This is a genomic window from Vibrio marisflavi CECT 7928 (assembly GCF_921294215.1).
Taxonomy (GTDB): Bacteria; Pseudomonadota; Gammaproteobacteria; order Enterobacterales; family Vibrionaceae; genus Vibrio; species Vibrio marisflavi.
This window is the reverse complement of record NZ_CAKLDM010000002.1, coordinates 2,208,912-2,225,960: the sequence shown is the minus strand read 5'-3', so window position 1 is coordinate 2,225,960 and position 17,049 is coordinate 2,208,912. Positions and strand designations below refer to the sequence as shown.

Annotated in this window: 15 protein-coding genes; 11 read left to right on the top strand and 4 right to left on the bottom strand. The window is 42.3% G+C overall.

Going from position 1 to position 17,049, the window contains the following annotated elements; all coding sequences use genetic code 11:
* Positions 1–60: 60 nt before the first annotated feature.
* Positions 61–438, bottom strand: coding sequence for an autonomous glycyl radical cofactor GrcA (grcA, locus tag L7A31_RS16960; RefSeq protein WP_237362951.1), 378 nt, complete (start codon positions 436–438; stop codon positions 61–63).
* 294 nt (positions 439–732) lie between these two features.
* Between grcA and nfo the strand changes: the two genes are divergently transcribed.
* The 3 genes from nfo (at position 733) to L7A31_RS16945 (ending at position 3,246) form a co-directional block, all read left to right on the top strand.
* Positions 733–1,647 carry a deoxyribonuclease IV gene (gene nfo, locus L7A31_RS16955; RefSeq protein WP_237362950.1) on the top strand — a complete coding sequence of 305 codons (915 nt, stop codon included), beginning with the start codon at positions 733–735 and terminating at the stop codon, positions 1,645–1,647.
* 274 nt (positions 1,648–1,921) lie between these two features.
* Positions 1,922–2,602 carry a uracil-DNA glycosylase gene (ung, locus tag L7A31_RS16950; protein WP_237362949.1) on the top strand — a complete coding sequence of 227 codons (681 nt, stop codon included), beginning with the start codon at positions 1,922–1,924 and terminating at the stop codon, positions 2,600–2,602.
* 95 nt (positions 2,603–2,697) lie between these two features.
* Positions 2,698–3,246 (top strand): hemerythrin domain-containing protein, encoded by a 549-nt coding sequence (locus L7A31_RS16945; RefSeq protein WP_237362948.1) that lies wholly within the window; start codon positions 2,698–2,700, stop codon positions 3,244–3,246.
* A 40-nt stretch (positions 3,247–3,286) separates the two neighbouring features.
* On the opposite strand, the gene L7A31_RS16940 is transcribed toward L7A31_RS16945, so the two are convergent.
* Complete coding sequence (locus L7A31_RS16940; protein ID WP_237362947.1) at positions 3,287–3,466, bottom strand: DUF3545 family protein; 180 nt, start codon at positions 3,464–3,466, stop codon at positions 3,287–3,289.
* A 711-nt stretch (positions 3,467–4,177) separates the two neighbouring features.
* Between L7A31_RS16940 and L7A31_RS16935 the strand changes: the two genes are divergently transcribed.
* The 7 genes from L7A31_RS16935 to L7A31_RS16905 all read left to right on the top strand — a co-directional run bounded on the left by L7A31_RS16935 (position 4,178) and on the right by L7A31_RS16905 (position 12,802).
* Positions 4,178–5,656: an alanine/glycine:cation symporter family protein gene (locus L7A31_RS16935; protein WP_237362946.1), complete on the top strand. Its 1,479-nt coding sequence runs from the start codon at positions 4,178–4,180 to the stop codon at positions 5,654–5,656.
* Between the two features lie 110 nt (positions 5,657–5,766).
* Positions 5,767–6,540, top strand: coding sequence for a peroxide stress protein YaaA (gene yaaA / locus L7A31_RS16930; RefSeq protein WP_237362945.1), 774 nt, complete (start codon positions 5,767–5,769; stop codon positions 6,538–6,540).
* 94 nt (positions 6,541–6,634) lie between these two features.
* Positions 6,635–7,426, top strand: a complete 792-nt coding sequence (locus L7A31_RS16925) for a TatD family hydrolase (protein WP_237362944.1) — start codon at positions 6,635–6,637, stop codon at positions 7,424–7,426.
* A 207-nt stretch (positions 7,427–7,633) separates the two neighbouring features.
* The gene (locus L7A31_RS16920) at positions 7,634–8,896 is read left to right on the top strand and encodes a NupC/NupG family nucleoside CNT transporter (protein WP_237362943.1); all 1,263 of its coding nucleotides are present in this window, start codon (positions 7,634–7,636) and stop codon (positions 8,894–8,896) included.
* A 457-nt stretch (positions 8,897–9,353) separates the two neighbouring features.
* Entirely contained in the window at positions 9,354–10,130 is a 777-nt protein-coding gene (deoC, locus tag L7A31_RS16915; protein WP_237362942.1) for a deoxyribose-phosphate aldolase, read from the top strand.
* 91 nt (positions 10,131–10,221) lie between these two features.
* Positions 10,222–11,571, top strand: a complete 1,350-nt coding sequence (gene deoA / locus L7A31_RS16910; RefSeq protein ID WP_237362941.1) for a thymidine phosphorylase — start codon at positions 10,222–10,224, stop codon at positions 11,569–11,571.
* Between the two features lie 10 nt (positions 11,572–11,581).
* On the top strand, positions 11,582–12,802 hold the full coding sequence (locus L7A31_RS16905; protein ID WP_237362940.1) for a phosphopentomutase: 1,221 nt from the start codon (positions 11,582–11,584) through the stop codon (positions 12,800–12,802).
* 80 nt (positions 12,803–12,882) lie between these two features.
* Here the strand turns inward: L7A31_RS16905 and L7A31_RS16900 are convergent, their stop codons facing one another.
* A complete protein-coding gene (locus tag L7A31_RS16900) occupies positions 12,883–13,488 on the bottom strand; it encodes a YtjB family periplasmic protein (protein ID WP_237362939.1) in 606 nt (201 codons plus the stop codon).
* 101 nt (positions 13,489–13,589) lie between these two features.
* On the opposite strand from L7A31_RS16900, the gene serB reads away from it, so the two are divergent.
* Positions 13,590–14,558, top strand: a complete 969-nt coding sequence (gene serB / locus L7A31_RS16895) for a phosphoserine phosphatase (RefSeq protein ID WP_237362938.1) — start codon at positions 13,590–13,592, stop codon at positions 14,556–14,558.
* Between the two features lie 98 nt (positions 14,559–14,656).
* Here the strand turns inward: serB and L7A31_RS16890 are convergent, their stop codons facing one another.
* Positions 14,657–17,008 (bottom strand): PilZ domain-containing protein, encoded by a 2,352-nt coding sequence (locus tag L7A31_RS16890; protein ID WP_237362937.1) that lies wholly within the window; start codon positions 17,006–17,008, stop codon positions 14,657–14,659.
* Between the last annotated feature and the right edge of the window lie 41 nt (positions 17,009–17,049).

Genomic DNA, 17,049 nt, shown 5'->3' with positions numbered 1-17,049 from the left:
TTTCAGATAAAAAAACGGCGCCATTTTGGCGCCGCTCAGTTGAGGATCTTTCTTTATTGATTAAAGGGACTCTGTGAAAGTACGAGCGATAACATCGCGTTGTTGCTCTGGAGTCAAAGAGTTAAAGCGTACAGCGTAGCCTGAAACGCGAATAGTTAGCTGAGGGTATTTTTCAGGATGCTCTACAGCGTCTTCTAGTGTTTCACGTTTTAGTACGTTGACATTTAGGTGCTGGCCACCTTCAACTTTTGGCGCTGTTTCGATTGCCACTTCGCGACTCTCATAGCTACCTAGATCAGAAACTTGCACTACTTGGTCTGCTTCAAAGCCTGAGTTTGCCGCGACACAACGAGCTTCTTGTTTCTCGTCGTCGATTAGCCAGATTGAGTTGAGCAGGTTGTTGTTGTCTGACTTTGTAATTTGAATACCGTGAATCATGACTGTCTCCTAGTCCACTTTAGTGTGGTTATTTTGATGTTAATTTTGATGTTAATTTTGATGTTAATTTTCAAAAACAGTTGAACGGTCTATATATAAAATGGAATGGATAATGAATTGTTGATGTAAATCAATCAGGCATAACTTATAAGTGCATTTATTTATCAAGTTGTTGATTTAAATCAACAAGTACATTTGTTGTTCTTGTGTATGCATGGCGCGAATACGATAAGGAGTAGTTCAATTGATGAGCAGAATGAGCGGTGCTGTATTTCCGTAATTGAAAACCGTACTATGTCGCCTCAAAAAGTTGGCTTTAATCATGGTGAAGAAGCAATGCAAACAAAGTTTGGTCAGAAGTATATAGGTGCGCACGTATCTGCAGCTGGTGGTGTAGAACACGCTCCTGTTCGAGCTTATGAAATAGAAGCCAATGCCTTTGCATTATTTACCAAAAACCAAAGGCAGTGGAACGCAAAACCATTAACTAAAGCAAATATAGATACATTTAAGTCTAACTGTGAAAAGTTAGGATATGGTCCTGATCAGATTCTTCCCCATGACTCTTACTTAATTAACCTAGGCTCACCGGAAGAAGAGAAGCTCAACAAATCCAGAGCTGCTTTTGTAGATGAGATGGAACGGTGTAGAGCGTTGGGCTTAAAGCTCTTAAATTTTCATCCTGGGAGTCATTTAAAGAAATGCTCTGAACAGGAGTGTTTATCGACCATCGCCGAATCTATTAATCTTGCCCACCAGTCTGTGCCAGATGTCGTCGCAGTGATAGAAAATACTGCAGGGCAAGGAACTAACTTGGGTTGTCAGTTTGAACATCTAGCTGAAATTATTGAACAAGTTGAAAACAAAGAACGTGTTGGTGTTTGCCTAGATACTTGCCACGCATTCGCTGCAGGTTATGACCTTTCTAGCTTAGCCGCTTGTGAAGACACGTTTTCTCAATTTGATAAAACAGTGGGGATGCACTATTTGAGAGCAATGCATCTAAATGACTCAAAAGTAACATTATCTAGCCGTGTTGATAGGCATCAATCTCTAGGTAAAGGAGAGATTGGCTGGAGCTGTTTTGAATACATAGCTAAGGACTCTCGATTTGACGCTATCCCATTGATTTTAGAAACAATAGAACCTGAGATATGGCCTGATGAAATAGCAAGGCTTAGAGAATTTCACCTAGATTCAGGCTGTTAAGCACTCCCGAATATATCTTGGCATCTTTTTTTCATAGCAAACTATGAAGGCTATGTTTTCCATGGTTATATATGAGGAGGAAGCCATATGAATAACATCTATTCTTCAAATACAATAAGTTATAGCTCAATAGTGCCAAGGTACCCAGTGCCGAACAGGCATATTACTGGCCAAGGACATCATCGGATTCCACAGAAAAATGGTTAGGCTTATTCAGGTTGGCCCTGTAAAATCGCTCTAAATAACTCGTTTAAAGTGTTTAGGGGCCACACCTATGAGTCAATCTTTAACCTGGCATGATGTTATCGGTAACGAAAAACAGCAACAGTATTTTCAGCAAACGATGGAATTCGTTGAATCCGAGAGACAATCAGGTAAAAACATTTATCCTAAATCTACCGATGTATTTAACGCTTTTCGATCTACGCCGTTCGAGCAGGTAAAAGTTGTCATCCTCGGTCAGGACCCTTACCACGGCCCAAATCAAGCACATGGCCTTTGTTTCTCAGTTTTACCTGGAATCAAGACGCCTCCTTCTTTGGCAAATATGTACAAAGAACTTTCCCAAGACATTCCGGGATTTCAAACCCCTTCTCATGGCTATTTACAAAGCTGGGCTGAACAAGGGGTGTTGCTACTCAATACGGTTTTGACTGTTGAGCAGGGTAAAGCTCACTCCCACTCAAAAACTGGCTGGGAAACTTTTACCGATAGAGTAATAGAGGCAATTAATCAAAACTTATCTGGAGTGGTGTTCTTGCTTTGGGGTTCTCACGCTAAAAAGAAAGGACAATATATTTGCCGAGAAAAGCATCATGTTTTGACTTGCGCACACCCTTCACCGCTTTCCGCTCACCGAGGATTCTTAGGCAGTCGGCACTTTTCTCAAGCCAATACTCTGTTGGAACAGAAAGGGCTAGAACCTATCAATTGGCACTTGCCGTTAGAAGTGTAATTCGTAGTTTGATATTTTTTTGAACAGAATCAATGTAACTCTGCTGCGAATATATACACTAAAGTGAGTATAAGTGATTCAGTCAGGGGGTCGAAATGATGATCGAAAGAATAAGAAGAGAGCACGGCTACATGGTTCGCCTGCTTGCTATTCTCAGAAGAAAGCTTTCACTACTTCGACAAGAGAAGTCGATAAATTATAGCCTTATTAAAGAAGTCGTCGATTACTTGGCGAATCATTCTGAGAAGGTTCACCACCCTAAAGAAGATATTCTTTATAATCATTACATTGCGAAGTACGGTAGTGTAGAGCTTGAAAACTTGGTGAAAGAGCATGAAGTGTTAGCGAAAAAAACACATGACTTTATGCTGCTAGTTGAAATGATTCTTAACGATGCTGTCGTTCCACAAGAGATGTTTATTGAGCAGCTAGAGGATTTCTTAAATTGCCAAAAACATCACCTAGATTTCGAAGAGCAGTCTATTCTTCCTGCAATAGAGAACACCTTTGATGAGCAGGATTGGGTCGAAGTAGAAAAACTTTGGGATGTATCTGAAGATGACCCAGTATTTGGCTCTAATATAGCAGACAAGTATCGCCAACTCGCAGACCGAGTACGACAAAACGATAACGAGTATTTCTAGCGAAAGAATAAAAGGCACTCAACCGAGTGCCTTTTATTTGTTAAACCTCTATATCATCGATATCTAAGCCGATATCCATCTCCATTAGTTCCCGTTGCAGCTTTTGCTTATCCTTTATTGCTTCTATTTCACGCCACTTACGCTTTGCTGGTTTAGAGCGAGTTGAGCGAGCCTTCGGGAGATCCATATCCACCATGTCGTCAAATTGTGAGCCATCCATAAGCTACCTCTTTTTGCTAGTTGCCCCTAAACGGAGTCTTCTTAATACCATATTTTGTTGGAGAATAACTTTGATTTGTTTCTCATTTGTTACTGTTTGGTGGCATTTTTACTAAAAATTGAAGAGTTGCAATAGAATATTCTTCTCATTTTTGAGGTTTTTTTGAACATTTAATGTTTTCTTCAAGAATAAAGTCAGATTCCAGTTGTTAAGATATTCATGATAATGATTCTCATTAATGTAAATGTATGTTTGAGTTTCTCGGTTTCAAACAAAGCTCACTATTAGTTGTAAATTAAACTATTAATTTTAGTGATTTAGTAGGTTTAACAAGGGGTTTGACGCTAGTGCTTCTTTTTGCCTTTTTGCCCATCAGCGTTAGGTTATTAAATTTAATGTTTCATTGTTGTTTCTTATTTGTGATTTTATGTTTTTTTGTTGTTTCCTGTTATATGTATTTTTTATGATTTTATGTGTTGGGTTTCTTATTGATTTTTGTCCAGCCAACCTGCATGATCTTCGCCCATCATAGAACACGCTATGTTGTTTTTACTGGCAAGGAAGGCCAGTCAAGTCAAATACATTCAACTTATATTGCTGATGCTGATCGAATTTGAGATTGGTAGGTTTCGTTCATATGGAAGTGTGACCAGCGATATAACCCATCAGCCATGGTCGGTACGGGAAGCGTTTTAACCTAGAGAGGCTTTAGTGACAGATTTAATCAACTTGGTGAATGATCTCCTGTGGGGATCGGTACTGGTTTATTTGCTTGTAGGGGTTGGCGTGTATTTCACCGTACGCTTAAGTTTCCTTCAGTTTCGCCATTTTGGCCACATGTTTAGTGTGCTAAAAAATAGCCGAAAAGCAGATAACTCTGGTATTTCCTCCTTTCAGGCATTATGTACCAGCTTGGCCGCTCGTGTAGGGACAGGAAACATGGCGGGTGTAGCTATCGCTCTTACCGCTGGTGGTCCAGGTGCGATTTTCTGGATGTGGCTAATTGCAATGCTGGGTATGTCCACAGCATTTGCAGAAAGTGCTCTAGCTCAGCTTTACAAAACAAAAGATGTTTACGGTAACTATCGTGGTGGTCCAGCTTATTATATGGAAAAAGGCTTGGGCATGCGTTGGATGGGAATACTATTTTCAATATTCCTGATGATTGCATTTGGTTTTGTATTTAATGCAGTGCAAGCTAACTCAATTGCGGGTGCAATGAGTGGCGCATTTGGGTTCAACCCAATGTACGTAGGTTTTGCTCTTGTTGTTTTAACTGCATTCATCATCTTTGGTGGTGTACGTAAAATTGCACGCACTGCTGAGCTTATTGTACCTATCATGGCTCTAGCTTACTTGCTATTGGCGCTATTTATCGTTGTTACCAACTTAGGAAAACTGCCAGACGTATTTGCACTGATCATCAAAAGTGCATTTGGCTTTAAAGAAGCTGCTGCAGGCGGTGTTGGTTACGCAATATCTCAAGCAGTTATCAATGGTGTTAAACGAGGTTTGTTCTCAAACGAAGCTGGTATGGGTTCTGCTCCAAACGCTGCTGCTGCGGCAACACCATACCCACCGCATCCTGCATCTCAAGGTTACGTGCAAATGCTTGGTGTCTTTGTTGATACTCTAGTAATTTGTACATGTACCGCGGCGATCATCCTTATGTCTGGTAAGTACATACCACACGGCGATGTGACAGGTATTCAATTAACTCAGCAGGCACTTAGCGCTCAAGTTGGTGGGTGGGGAGAGATCTTCATTGCTGTCGCGATTTTCTTCTTCGCATTTACTTCAATTATTGCTAACTATTCGTACGCAGAAACAAACTTAATTTTCTTGAAGTTGCACGATAAGAAGAAGATTTTCTTGCTGAGATTGGTTGTTGTAGGCATGGTTATGTTTGGCTCTTTAGCTACTCTGCCAACAGTTTGGAGCTTAGCTGACGTTTCGATGGGAATGATGGCGATTGTCAACTTAGTAGCGATTCTTCTGCTATCAGGTGTTGTTGTTAAGCTAGCTAAAGATTATAACCGCCAGTTGGAAGCAGGTAAGTTACCGACTTTTGATTCGAAAGAGTACCCAGAATTACAATCTCAGCTAGAAGATGGTATTTGGGACAATGTAGAAGCTGTGCAAGATGAAGATACCTCTCTTGCAACATCGAGATTGAAAACGAACTCGTAAGCGCTTATTGACTTAGTCAATCTGAATAAGCAATACACAAAAAGCCATGCAGACTTTGCATGGTTTTTTTTATATCCTTGATAAAAAGTTAACTACACGGGAAGTCAGTCATGCTCATCGTATTGTCTCCAGCTAAGACGTTGGATTACGAGTCTCCACTTGCAACCAATCAATATACACAGCCTACGCTAGTCGAGCACTCTAAAGAGCTTATCAAAGAGTGCCGTAAGCTTACTCCAGCAGACATCGCTAGCTTGATGAAAGTCAGCGATAAAATCGCGAGCCTTAATGTTGCGCGCTTTGAGCAATGGGAAGAAACATTCACGCAAGATAACGCAAGGCAAGCAATTTTGGCGTTTAAAGGTGATGTCTATACTGGCTTGGATGCGGAGACGCTCAGCGAGCGAGATTTTGAGTATGCACAACAGCATTTACGCTTGCTGTCTGGCCTATATGGTTTGCTGCGCCCACTAGATCTTATGCAGCCGTACCGCTTGGAAATGGGAACTAAGCTGGCAAATGCTCGTGGAGCGAACTTGTATCAGTTCTGGGGCAATATTATCACCGACCAAATCAATGATGTGCTGCGAGAACAAGAAAACCCATGCCTTATCAATTTAGCTTCCAACGAGTACTTTAAAGCGGTAAAAGCGAAAGATGTGGAAGGACAAATTATTACGCCTGTCTTTAAGGATTGTAAGAATGGTCAATATAAAGTGATCAGCTTCTATGCCAAGAAGGCGCGCGGTATGATGGCTCGATATATCATTGAAAATAAAGTGGACAGCGTAGATAAGCTAACAGCCTTTAACAGTGCAGGTTATTATTTTGATCAAGCTTCCTCCTCAAGCAAAGAGTTGGTATTCAAGCGCGAAGAGCAGTAAGCAGACAAAGCTTAGTTTGCATAAACTGAGCTGAAAGTTGTCGAACCACCGACATTGTCTCTAAACTTTATAGCAACTGTCGGTGGATTAGGCCATGCAAGATAACTCTAATATCCAGCTTTTCGATACTCATTGTCATCTTGACTTTGAACAGTTTGATGGTGATATTGCCTCTCATCTTGAACAGGCTCGTTGTAGTCACGTTCACCGTCTGTTAATTCCTTCCATTGGCCCTGAAAACTGGAACACACTCAGCTCGATTTCAGAAAAACACCCTAATGTCTTTCATGCGCTCGGATTTCACCCCTATTTTCTAAAGTCTTATCATCCAGAGCGAATTGCGGAACTTGAAAAGCGCGTAGACTCGAGGACAGCTCAGTGTGTTGCTATTGGAGAGTGTGGCTTAGACGCTGCCATTGATGTGGACTCTGCAATACAAGAAAAGTTTTTAATCTCACAGTTTAAGATTGCCCAAAACGCACAACTTCCCATTATCTTGCATTCCCGTAAGATGCAAAATCGATTGTTACAGCTAATAAAAGCACACCGAATAGAGATTGGTGGGGTTATCCACGGTTTTTCTGGTAGCTACCAGCAAGCGATGGCATTTGTTGATCGAGGCTTCAAAATTGGAGTCGGTGGAACGATCACTTACCCAAGAGCAAATAAGACTCGATCTGCCGTTACTCGATTACCTTTGCAAGCTATAGTTCTTGAAACTGATGCGCCAGACATGCCCATCAATGGATATCAAGGCTCTAGTAATCATCCAATGCGATTGCCTATGGTGCTTGACGCGTTATCGCAGCTAAGAAATGAATCAATAGAAACAATCGCGATCTCAATTTGGGAAAATAGCAATCAGATTTTTAAAATTTATGTTTAAAATTAGTAATGATTGTTAATTAATGTGTAAATTTAAATAACCTTGAGTGATGTTTGTCTCATTTCTGTGTATTTGTAGGATGGAACTTGTGGAAAATTGTGATGGGAAGATTACTTAACCAAGTTAACGCTGAGTATAATTGCCTTCGCTTAATTTAGCTCCTTTTTGTTACACGCCAATATAACTTATATAAGGAAGCCATAAACTATGAGTGTGTTTATGAGCCTAGTCGGCATTGTGGTTTTGCTTGGAATAGCTGTATTGCTTTCTGATAACCGCAAAGCGATTAATTTTAGGACAGTGGGATTTGCGTTTGCAATTCAATTTATTCTTGGTGGTTTCATTCTCTACGTTCCGTGGGGAAGAGACTTATTAGCTGGTTTTTCTGCTGGTGTACAAAATGTTATCGACTACGGTAGGAACGGTATAGAGTTCCTGTTCGGCAGTTTGGTTAACTTTTCAGTAGATGGCATCGGCTTTATCTTTGCTTTTCAAGTCCTGCCAACGGTGGTGTTCTTCTCTGCACTGATTTCCGTTCTGTATTACCTAGGCATTATGCAATGGGTGATTAAGATTTTGGGTGGTGGACTTAGAAAAGCACTGAATACTTCTAGAGCGGAATCAATGTCTGCAGCGGCCAACATTTTTGTAGGTCAAACAGAAGCTCCTCTAGTTGTTCGACCATTTGTACCTCGCATGACTCAATCAGAACTGTTTGCAGTTATGTGTGGAGGTTTAGCATCTGTAGCAGGTGGTGTACTTGCAGGTTATGCTGCAATGGGGGTTCCTCTTGAGTACTTGGTTGCTGCATCGTTTATGGCTGCACCTGGCGGTCTCCTTTTTGCAAAAATTATCAAGCCAGAAACTGAAGAGCCAGACGAGCACATCGATACTGATATCGATGGTGGCGATGACAAGCCTGCTAACGTGATTGACGCTGCAGCTGGTGGTGCATCTATGGGTATGCAACTTGCTCTAAATATCGGAGCGATGTTACTAGCTTTCATTGGTCTAATCGCACTTATCAATGGCGTGATTGGAGCTGTTGGTGGTTGGTTCGGTCACCCAGGTATTACATTAGAAATTATTCTTGGATGGGTATTCTCACCATTAGCATTTGTAATCGGTGTACCTTGGAATGAAGCAACACTAGCTGGCTCATTTATCGGTCAGAAGTTAGTTGTAAACGAGTTCGTTGCGTACTTGAACTTCGTACCATACGTTGGTGATGCAGGCCAATTAGTTGCTGAAACTGGACAAGTGATGTCACAGAAAACTCAGGCGATAATTTCATTTGCATTGTGTGGATTTGCTAACTTATCTTCGATAGCAATATTGCTCGGTGGTTTAGGCGGAATCGCGCCAAATCGCCGCCACGATATTGCTCGCTTCGGAATGAAAGCTGTTGCGGCTGGTACTCTATCCAACTTGATGGCTGCGACGCTAGCAGGGCTTTTCTTATCCTTGTAGCTAAATAACATTCCAAAAGTAATCTTCAAAGCGCCTCTGATACTCAGGGGCGTTTTTTATTTAGAGTATTCCTTATCTGCCATTATCTAAAACGCCGAGAACTCATCAGATTTGCCATATGCCGAAGCGTTAATAGCTTCAAACTCCCACTTTTCAGAGAAAAAATTACGCAGAAAATTATCGAACATTTCAATAAGCTTCGGTGTTGAAGTGAGATACAAACCGTTTGCGCATGGCGAAGCACTTCCACTTTTCATAAAATTATTGATAATACGCAACGAGAATCTATTCTGCCTATTTATAATCTTGCTGAACTGCAAGCAAGGCAGAATACCAGTTCTAAGGTGCGAAGTTGCACATAGACTAACGGTTACATGGATGTAGTCGCTACAAAAGTAGTCAGTCTTCAAGGACCAAGTCCGTTCATCAAGAAGTATGACATTGATCGGAGATAGAAATGAGCGATTTAAAAACAGCAGCACTACGTGCACTAAAGTTAATGGATCTTACCACGCTAAATGACGACGACACTGATGAAAAAGTGATCGCACTTTGTCATAACGCAAAGTCAGCAGTTGGTAACACTGCTGCGATCTGTATTTACCCACGCTTTATTCCTATCGCTAAGAAGACCCTGAAGCAACAAGGTACACCTGAAGTAAAAATTGCTACGGTTACCAACTTTCCTCATGGTAACGATGATATTGAAATAGCGGTTGCTGAAACAAAAGCAGCTGTGGCATATGGTGCCGATGAAGTTGATGTGGTGTTCCCATACCGCGCACTGATGGCAGGTAACGAAGAAGTAGGCTTCGAGCTAGTCAAGCAATGTAAGCAGGCTTGTGGAGACATCCTACTTAAAGTGATCATTGAAACTGGTGAGCTGAAAGAAGAATCTTTAATTAAGAAAGCCTCTCAAATTGCTATCGAAGCAGGTGCTGACTTTATTAAAACCTCGACAGGTAAAGTTCCAGTTAACGCAACCCCAGAGTTTGCTCGCATGATGCTAGAAGTGATTCGTGACATGAACGTTGCTGAAAAAGTAGGCTTTAAACCAGCTGGCGGTGTAAGAACTGCAGAAGATGCTGCGATTTACTTGCAGATGGCTGATGAGCTACTAGGTGACAATTGGGTGGATAGCCGCCACTACCGTTTTGGCGCATCTAGCTTGCTTACGAATCTATTGAACACACTAGAAGTGACTAACGAAACAGCTGATCCAGCAGCGTACTAATACGTTAGGTATTAATTAAATTTTATCTGGGTTAAGGAGCCAATTGGACGGCTCCTTGTATATGACATTTCTAGTAATTCAAGGAGGCAGTATGTCTTCAACTCAACAATTTTTACCTCAAGAAATCATTCGCCGTAAACGTGATGGAGAAGAGCTCAGCTCAGAAGAAATCAGTTTTTTCATTAATGGCGTTAGCAATAACTCTGTATCTGAAGGTCAGGTAGCAGCATTCGCAATGGCTATCTGTTTTAACGACTTGACGATGTCCGAGCGAATTGCGCTTACCTGTGCAATGCGTGATTCTGGCACTGTTATCGATTGGGATCATATGAACTTCAACGCGCCTATCGTGGATAAACACTCTACTGGCGGTGTTGGTGACGTGACTTCTCTCATGCTTGGCCCTATGGTTGCGTCATGTGGAGCTGTTGTACCAATGATATCTGGACGTGGTTTAGGTCATACCGGTGGAACGCTTGATAAATTAGAAGCCATTCCGGGCTATAACGTTACACCAAATAACAATGTCTTTGGTGAGGTGACGAAAGATGCAGGTGTTGCCATTATCGGGCAAACCGACAACCTTGCTCCAGCAGATAAACGTATTTACGCAGTCCGTGATACCACAGCTACTGTCGATAACCTTTCATTAATTACTTCCTCGATTTTGTCTAAGAAACTAGCAGCTGGACTAGACTCGTTAGTAATGGACGTGAAAGTAGGCTCTGGTGCGTTTATGCCAACCTATGAGAAATCGGAAGAGCTTGCGAAGTCTATCGTTGCTGTTGCTAATGGCGCAGGTGTAAAAACTACCGCTATCTTAACAGACATGAACCAAGTGCTTGCTTCATCTGCAGGTAATGCGCTTGAAGTGAAAGAAGCCGTCGAGTTTTTGACTGGAGAATACCGCAACCCTAGATTGTATGAAGTCACTATGGCGCTATGTAGCGAAATGTTGTTACTGGGTGGTTTAGCTGACAATACTGAAGATGCAAGAGACAAACTTTGCCAAGCGCTAGAAAGCGGAAAAGCAGCAGAAAGCTTCGGTAAGATGGTCGCGGGATTAGGCGGCCCAGAAGACTTTATGGAGAACTATTTAAGCTACTTACCAAAAGCAGAAATCGTGAAGCCAGTATACGCGACTGAGTCTGGCGTTGTGTCTGCAATGGATACGAGAGCAATTGGTATGGCAGTTGTCTCCATGGGTGGTGGACGAAGTGTTCCAACCGACAAGATTGATTTTGCTGTAGGTTTCGAACAGTTCATTCGATTAGGCGAAACCGCAGATAGCAACAAACCTTTAGCCGTTATTCATGCTAGAACGGAAGAGCAGTGGCAGCGAGCCGCTAAGTCGCTGCGAGATGCAATTACCATTGGTGAAAGCTACCAGCCGACACCTGATGTGTATTCAAGCTTCCGTGCAGAAGATATAGCTGAATAAGGAGAATATGATGAAAAGAGCATTTATTTTAGTTTTAGACTCCTTTGGAATTGGAGCATCGGCTGATGCTGATAAATTTGGTGATGTAGGCTCAGATACAATGGGCCACATTGCTGAGCAATGTTACAAAGGACTCGCTGACAACGAAGAGCGCCAAGGTGCTTTGAAGCTACCCAACCTATCTAAACTAGGCTTAGCAATGGCTCACAAAGAGTCTACTGGTCAATTTGCGCTAGGCTTGGACGCAGAAGTCGATATTGTTGGAGCATACGGTCACGCTGAAGAGTTGTCTTCAGGAAAAGATACACCTTCAGGGCACTGGGAGATTGCTGGTGTACCAGTACTGTTTGATTGGGGTTACTTTACCGATCTAACCAACAGCTTTCCGCAAGAGCTACTCGATAGAATTGTTGAAAGAGCTAACCTTCCGGGCTATTTGGGTAACTGCCATGCTTCTGGTACTCAAGTTTTAGATGACTTGGGTGAAGAGCATATGAAAACCGGCAAGCCGATTTTCTACACTTCGGCCGATTCTGTTTTCCAAATTGCTTGCCACGAGGAAACTTACGGTCTAGATAACCTGCTTGAGCTATGCCAAATCGTTCGCGAGGAATTGGAAGACTACAATATTGGCCGTGTAATTGCGCGTCCGTTTGTTGGTCCAAAATCAGGCGAGTTTGCTCGTACTGGCAATCGCAGAGATCTCTCTGTAGAGCCACCAGCGGCAACTGTGCTACAAAAATTGGTCGATGAGAAGCAAGGTGATGTAGTTTCAATCGGTAAAATCGCTGATATCTACGCACACTGTGGAATTACCAAGAAGGTGAAAGCAACGGGAATTCCTGACTTATTTGATGCGACATTAGAAGCGATCAAACAAGCAGAAGATAACACTATCGTATTCACGAACTTCGTCGATTTTGACTCCGCTTATGGCCACCGCCGTGATGTTGCGGGTTACGCTGCAGCGCTAGAGTACTTTGATAGCCGTATCAATGAAGTGATTGATATCATGCAAGAAGAGGATGTGTTGATATTGACTGCCGACCATGGTTGCGATCCAACTTGGCAAGGTACCGATCATACTCGCGAACATATTCCGGTCATCGTTTATGGCGACAAAGTACCTGCAGGCTCTCTTGGTAGAAGAGAAACGTTTGCAGACATTGGTCAAACCTTAGCAAGCTACTTTGCAACATCTCCAATGGAGTATGGTAAAAACTTTCTGTAATTAGAAGGTTAACCTAGCGTTCATATAAAAATGCCAGTCCTGTTTTGGACTGGCATTTTTTTAACAGTCTTAGTTAGGCTCTAATTAATATCTTTAAGAAGTAAGTTTTCGCCCCCGTTGGACTTTCTTCTAAGTAGCAATAGCATAAGCAGCGCTCCACTAATGAAGCTTATCAATACCATTGAATACATGTAACGATCGCTTTTTCTGTAAAAGTGATCAGATATCGCGGTGAGTTTACCAGTCTCAAAAGTAATTCTGACAAAGCCAATAATGCTGTTGTCTTGATATATCGGGGCTACAAGTTGCTGTTTACCTATACGTGCGGTCGATAATGGTGTGTCTAGCCCAAGCACTTCTCTTACTGATAGAGCGTGGTTGCTAGCTGCGAGTTTTACCCCTTCTGCATCATAAATAGTTGCATCGAATACTAATTTGTCTTTTGCTAAGTGGTTTGCCAATCGGCGAAGGCCTTCTTGATCTTGCTGGACAACCATATTGCTGGCAGAAAGTGCGGCTTGTGATATCAGAACTTGAGTAAGTGTTTCTATCTGATTTGCCTGTATTTCTTCGTTACTTTTTGTAATCTTTACGCTATTTATGGCGATCACAGCAACCATCACTAGCAATGAAATCATCGCGATGGCTTTTATCGTGACACGGAAAGAAAATAGTGATGAATTCAACTGACTCTACTCCCTTTTTTAGAGTGATAGCCATAATGAGGCTTGCGTTTTTGTTTTGCAATCGGTTAACTAGTTGTAATTTTTATTATGGATTATACCTAATGGGTTCGTTAAAAAATCTACCGATTAAGAGGCATACTTCTCTAATTTCACGCTTTCCAGAGGCTCGCTTGTCATCTACCTTAGATAGAAAAAAAGCTAACTGGATTATATTTTCTGAGCACTTGTCTGTCGAATCACTTAATACCCTCGATGACGCTTCTGAATTTTCCCACTCCATCATCGATATTTGGAAAGTAGGGCAGTACGAAGTTGCATTGATGGATGGCAATCTCACGGCTTCCAAAGAATACATACTCAAACAGCTCAATTTGGATTATGCCAATATCTCCGATGTACCTGATTTGTCTGCTCCTGGAGTGGTTGTTTTCGACATGGATTCTACCGTGATTCAAATAGAGTGCATTGATGAAATTGCCAAGTTGGCGGGTGTTGGGGAACAGGTTGCTGAAGTAACTGAGAAAGCAATGCAGGGAGAGTTAGATTTTGAAGAAAGCCTTCGCGCCCGAGTGGACACTTTAAAAGGCGCGGATGAATCAATCTTAGAAACGGTTCGCGAGCAGCTGCCGCTAATGCCTGACCTCTTAGAGTTGATGGAAACACTACAAAAGCTTGGTTGGAAAACTGCAATTGCATCTGGCGGGTTCACCTACTTTTCCGATCACTTGAAACAGCTGCTAAATCTGGATTACGCAAAATCAAACCAGCTTGAAATTACCAATGGAAAACTAACGGGTAAAGTACTTGGTGAGGTTGTGTCAGCACAAACGAAAGCAGAAATCTTAGTAGAGTTAGCTGACAAGTATGATGTCGATCTGCACAACACAGTAGCGGTTGGTGATGGAGCAAACGACCTTGAAATGATGAATGTTGCAGGGTTCGGTATTGCCTATCATGCAAAGCCAAAAGTTGAAGAAAAAGCGCAGGCTGCCGTGAGAGTTTCTGGGCTTGGTGGTGTTATGTGTATTCTGTCTGCTGGCCTAGCTAAACAGAAGAAAGTGAGCTGGTAAGCTGAAATGATTTACCAGAGCCGAACACTAATGTGTGCCTCTACTCTGAGTTAGGCTTAGTTTATCTGAAAATGATGTCGTTTAGACTGGGTGAACAGTTAAGACGCATCGCTATCGATACCAAGCCTTAATAACACTTCGTCAGTGACATCGACAAACTCGCTGTAACCCACAATTGCGGCGAGCTCTTTTTCAAGGTTTCGAGCTTGATGAGCGCTCACAGTCAGCAGCTCCTCGATATCTTCTCTCATAAGTTGAGCATTAGGATCGAACACAGGCACCCCTGAAACTCTTACTGCGTAGAACTCACCCATTAGCAGGGACTTTTGAATGAAAGTGATACGGTCATTGTTGCTATAGAAATCACTGCTTAGCTCTGTTTCAAAAGAACGAATGCGTTCATTGAATTTGACCACTGCTATGTAGACTTCATGGTATTGCGGCTCTGCACCTTGTACATGCTTCATGGGGGCGGCCAGTAAGCTATTGCTGCGCCCTTTAAAAATTGGCTCTAGGGATATTCTGTGCTCATGACCGAGTTTCGCCAGAAAACCCAGATAAGGAGTCAGTGGGTAGCTAATACCAATCGTTGTTGGCCTCAAACCACCATTACGGTTATCGACGAAAACGGGAGAGCATAGCAGTTTGTCCAATAGAACGTCATGTAACCCTTTCAACAATTCATCCGTTGGAAGCACTTCCTTGATCGGGACTAGTTTCTGTCGATTGTACTCGATCAATCGGTTCAAAAACGCGATGGTTTTGACGGTGTGACTATTCTCCTCTATCGCCAATTGTAAATGCTTTCCTTTATCGGCAACTCGAATAATTTTGTACGGCACGTTACTTAAAGCGAGCTTCTTGTCATGAACTTGCAGCTCAATGAAGCTCACTTCACACATGTCTTCTGCTTTGACAGACAATGATGATGAGAGTGTGACGTTCAATCCATGTTTGGAAAAGTCGAGCGTTGAGCCTTGAATCTTTTGTTGGCCATAAGCAACAGCGACTTTAGTTCTATATTGATATCGAGGCTCTTTACGAGGGGACTTAGAGTCGAAAAATAAGCAAGTGGGCCTAACTTTATTGTTGCGAGTCTGCCTAAAAGGGTTTAACTCTTTGCTTGGGAGCTTTGGTTTACCTAACTCAAGGTACTCTGGGCCTTCGGTGCTATTGGCTATTTCTTGCAAGATGCCGTAATGAGTCAAGCTCTCCGTGGTTAAAGTGAGCTCGTCAGAGTGTTGGCTCAAATCCTCGCGCTCACGGTCGGTGAGCTCATAAATGGAAAAACGAAATGCTCGCCAAGACTCTTTTTTGGCGCCTACATTCCAAAATAGCTTGAGGTGTTCGGGCGAGGCTTCTGAGCCCAGCATTGAGAAAAATAGTTGCTTGCCTTGATGAGCATGTTTAAACGAATAAATTACGTTGGAATGTTCACGTGAATTTGAGTCGAAGATTCGATTCATGCGCTGGTGGTTGAATAGTCCACTTAAGTTTTGTTGGTTCAACTCATCGTGCCAATAGCGCCAAATAGGTTGGTTGTTGTCGGTAATGAGGACTAGCTTTAATTCGTTATCACTGAAAAATAGCGGCAAACTGCAGGCGTTTTTTAAATACGCATGTTCATAGCAGCGTGTTTTTGCACGAATGACTTTGTCTTGGTTGTCTTGCTTAGATTTACGACTTGTATCCTGAAGTGACTCTTCGATAACTTGCTGGATAATGTCGGTATCTGTGATTCTAAGAACCCTCAAATATTTAACCGCGTCATTTTCATAAGACTCATCGACGCCGACTATGCGATATTGTATGGGGTCTTTTAAGCCAATAATTTTGCTTGATTTAGTTAGCTCGGTGAACAATACGTCTAGCACTTGCCCTTGCTTATACGCAAATGCAGTGGGTACCTTAAATCGTCCGCCAGATGCGGAAACATCCACGCTGACTCCGTGAACAAGTTGGCCGCCTGGTAGCCTTATTTCTACTTGGGTGGTAAACAATAAGCGGCTTTCTCTTCTTTTTAGATCAAAGCCTAATGTGACTGGCTCAACTTCGAATGGACTATCGGCGCTGGTAAGTCCTTCTTTTTTGTCATCACCAGTTTGCTGCATGACGCGAAAGTTATTGCGTGTGTTACAGAGGTTGTTCCATACGCCTTCGGTGTAGCTACCAAATTTTTGTGTGCCTTTTTGGTATTCATTAAACGCGACATCATCCAACCAGTGTTTTCGGCCATCCAATTCATATTCTCGACACTCACCCTGAACTCGTCCACGCAAGTCAACGCTTTTGGTGCATGGGGCCATCATTTTGTTTAGCTCCATTTTTACCAAAAGTTTGACCGAGGGAGACTCACCTTCCGTCATCATTGCGAGTACGTTGTCAAAGTCCTCAGATTGATAGGCGGGTATTAGTCGCTCAGCGAGTGAGAGAATTTCAGATTCCTGCATATATTTCTGTTAGAGTTAACCGTAAATAATAAATCGACCTA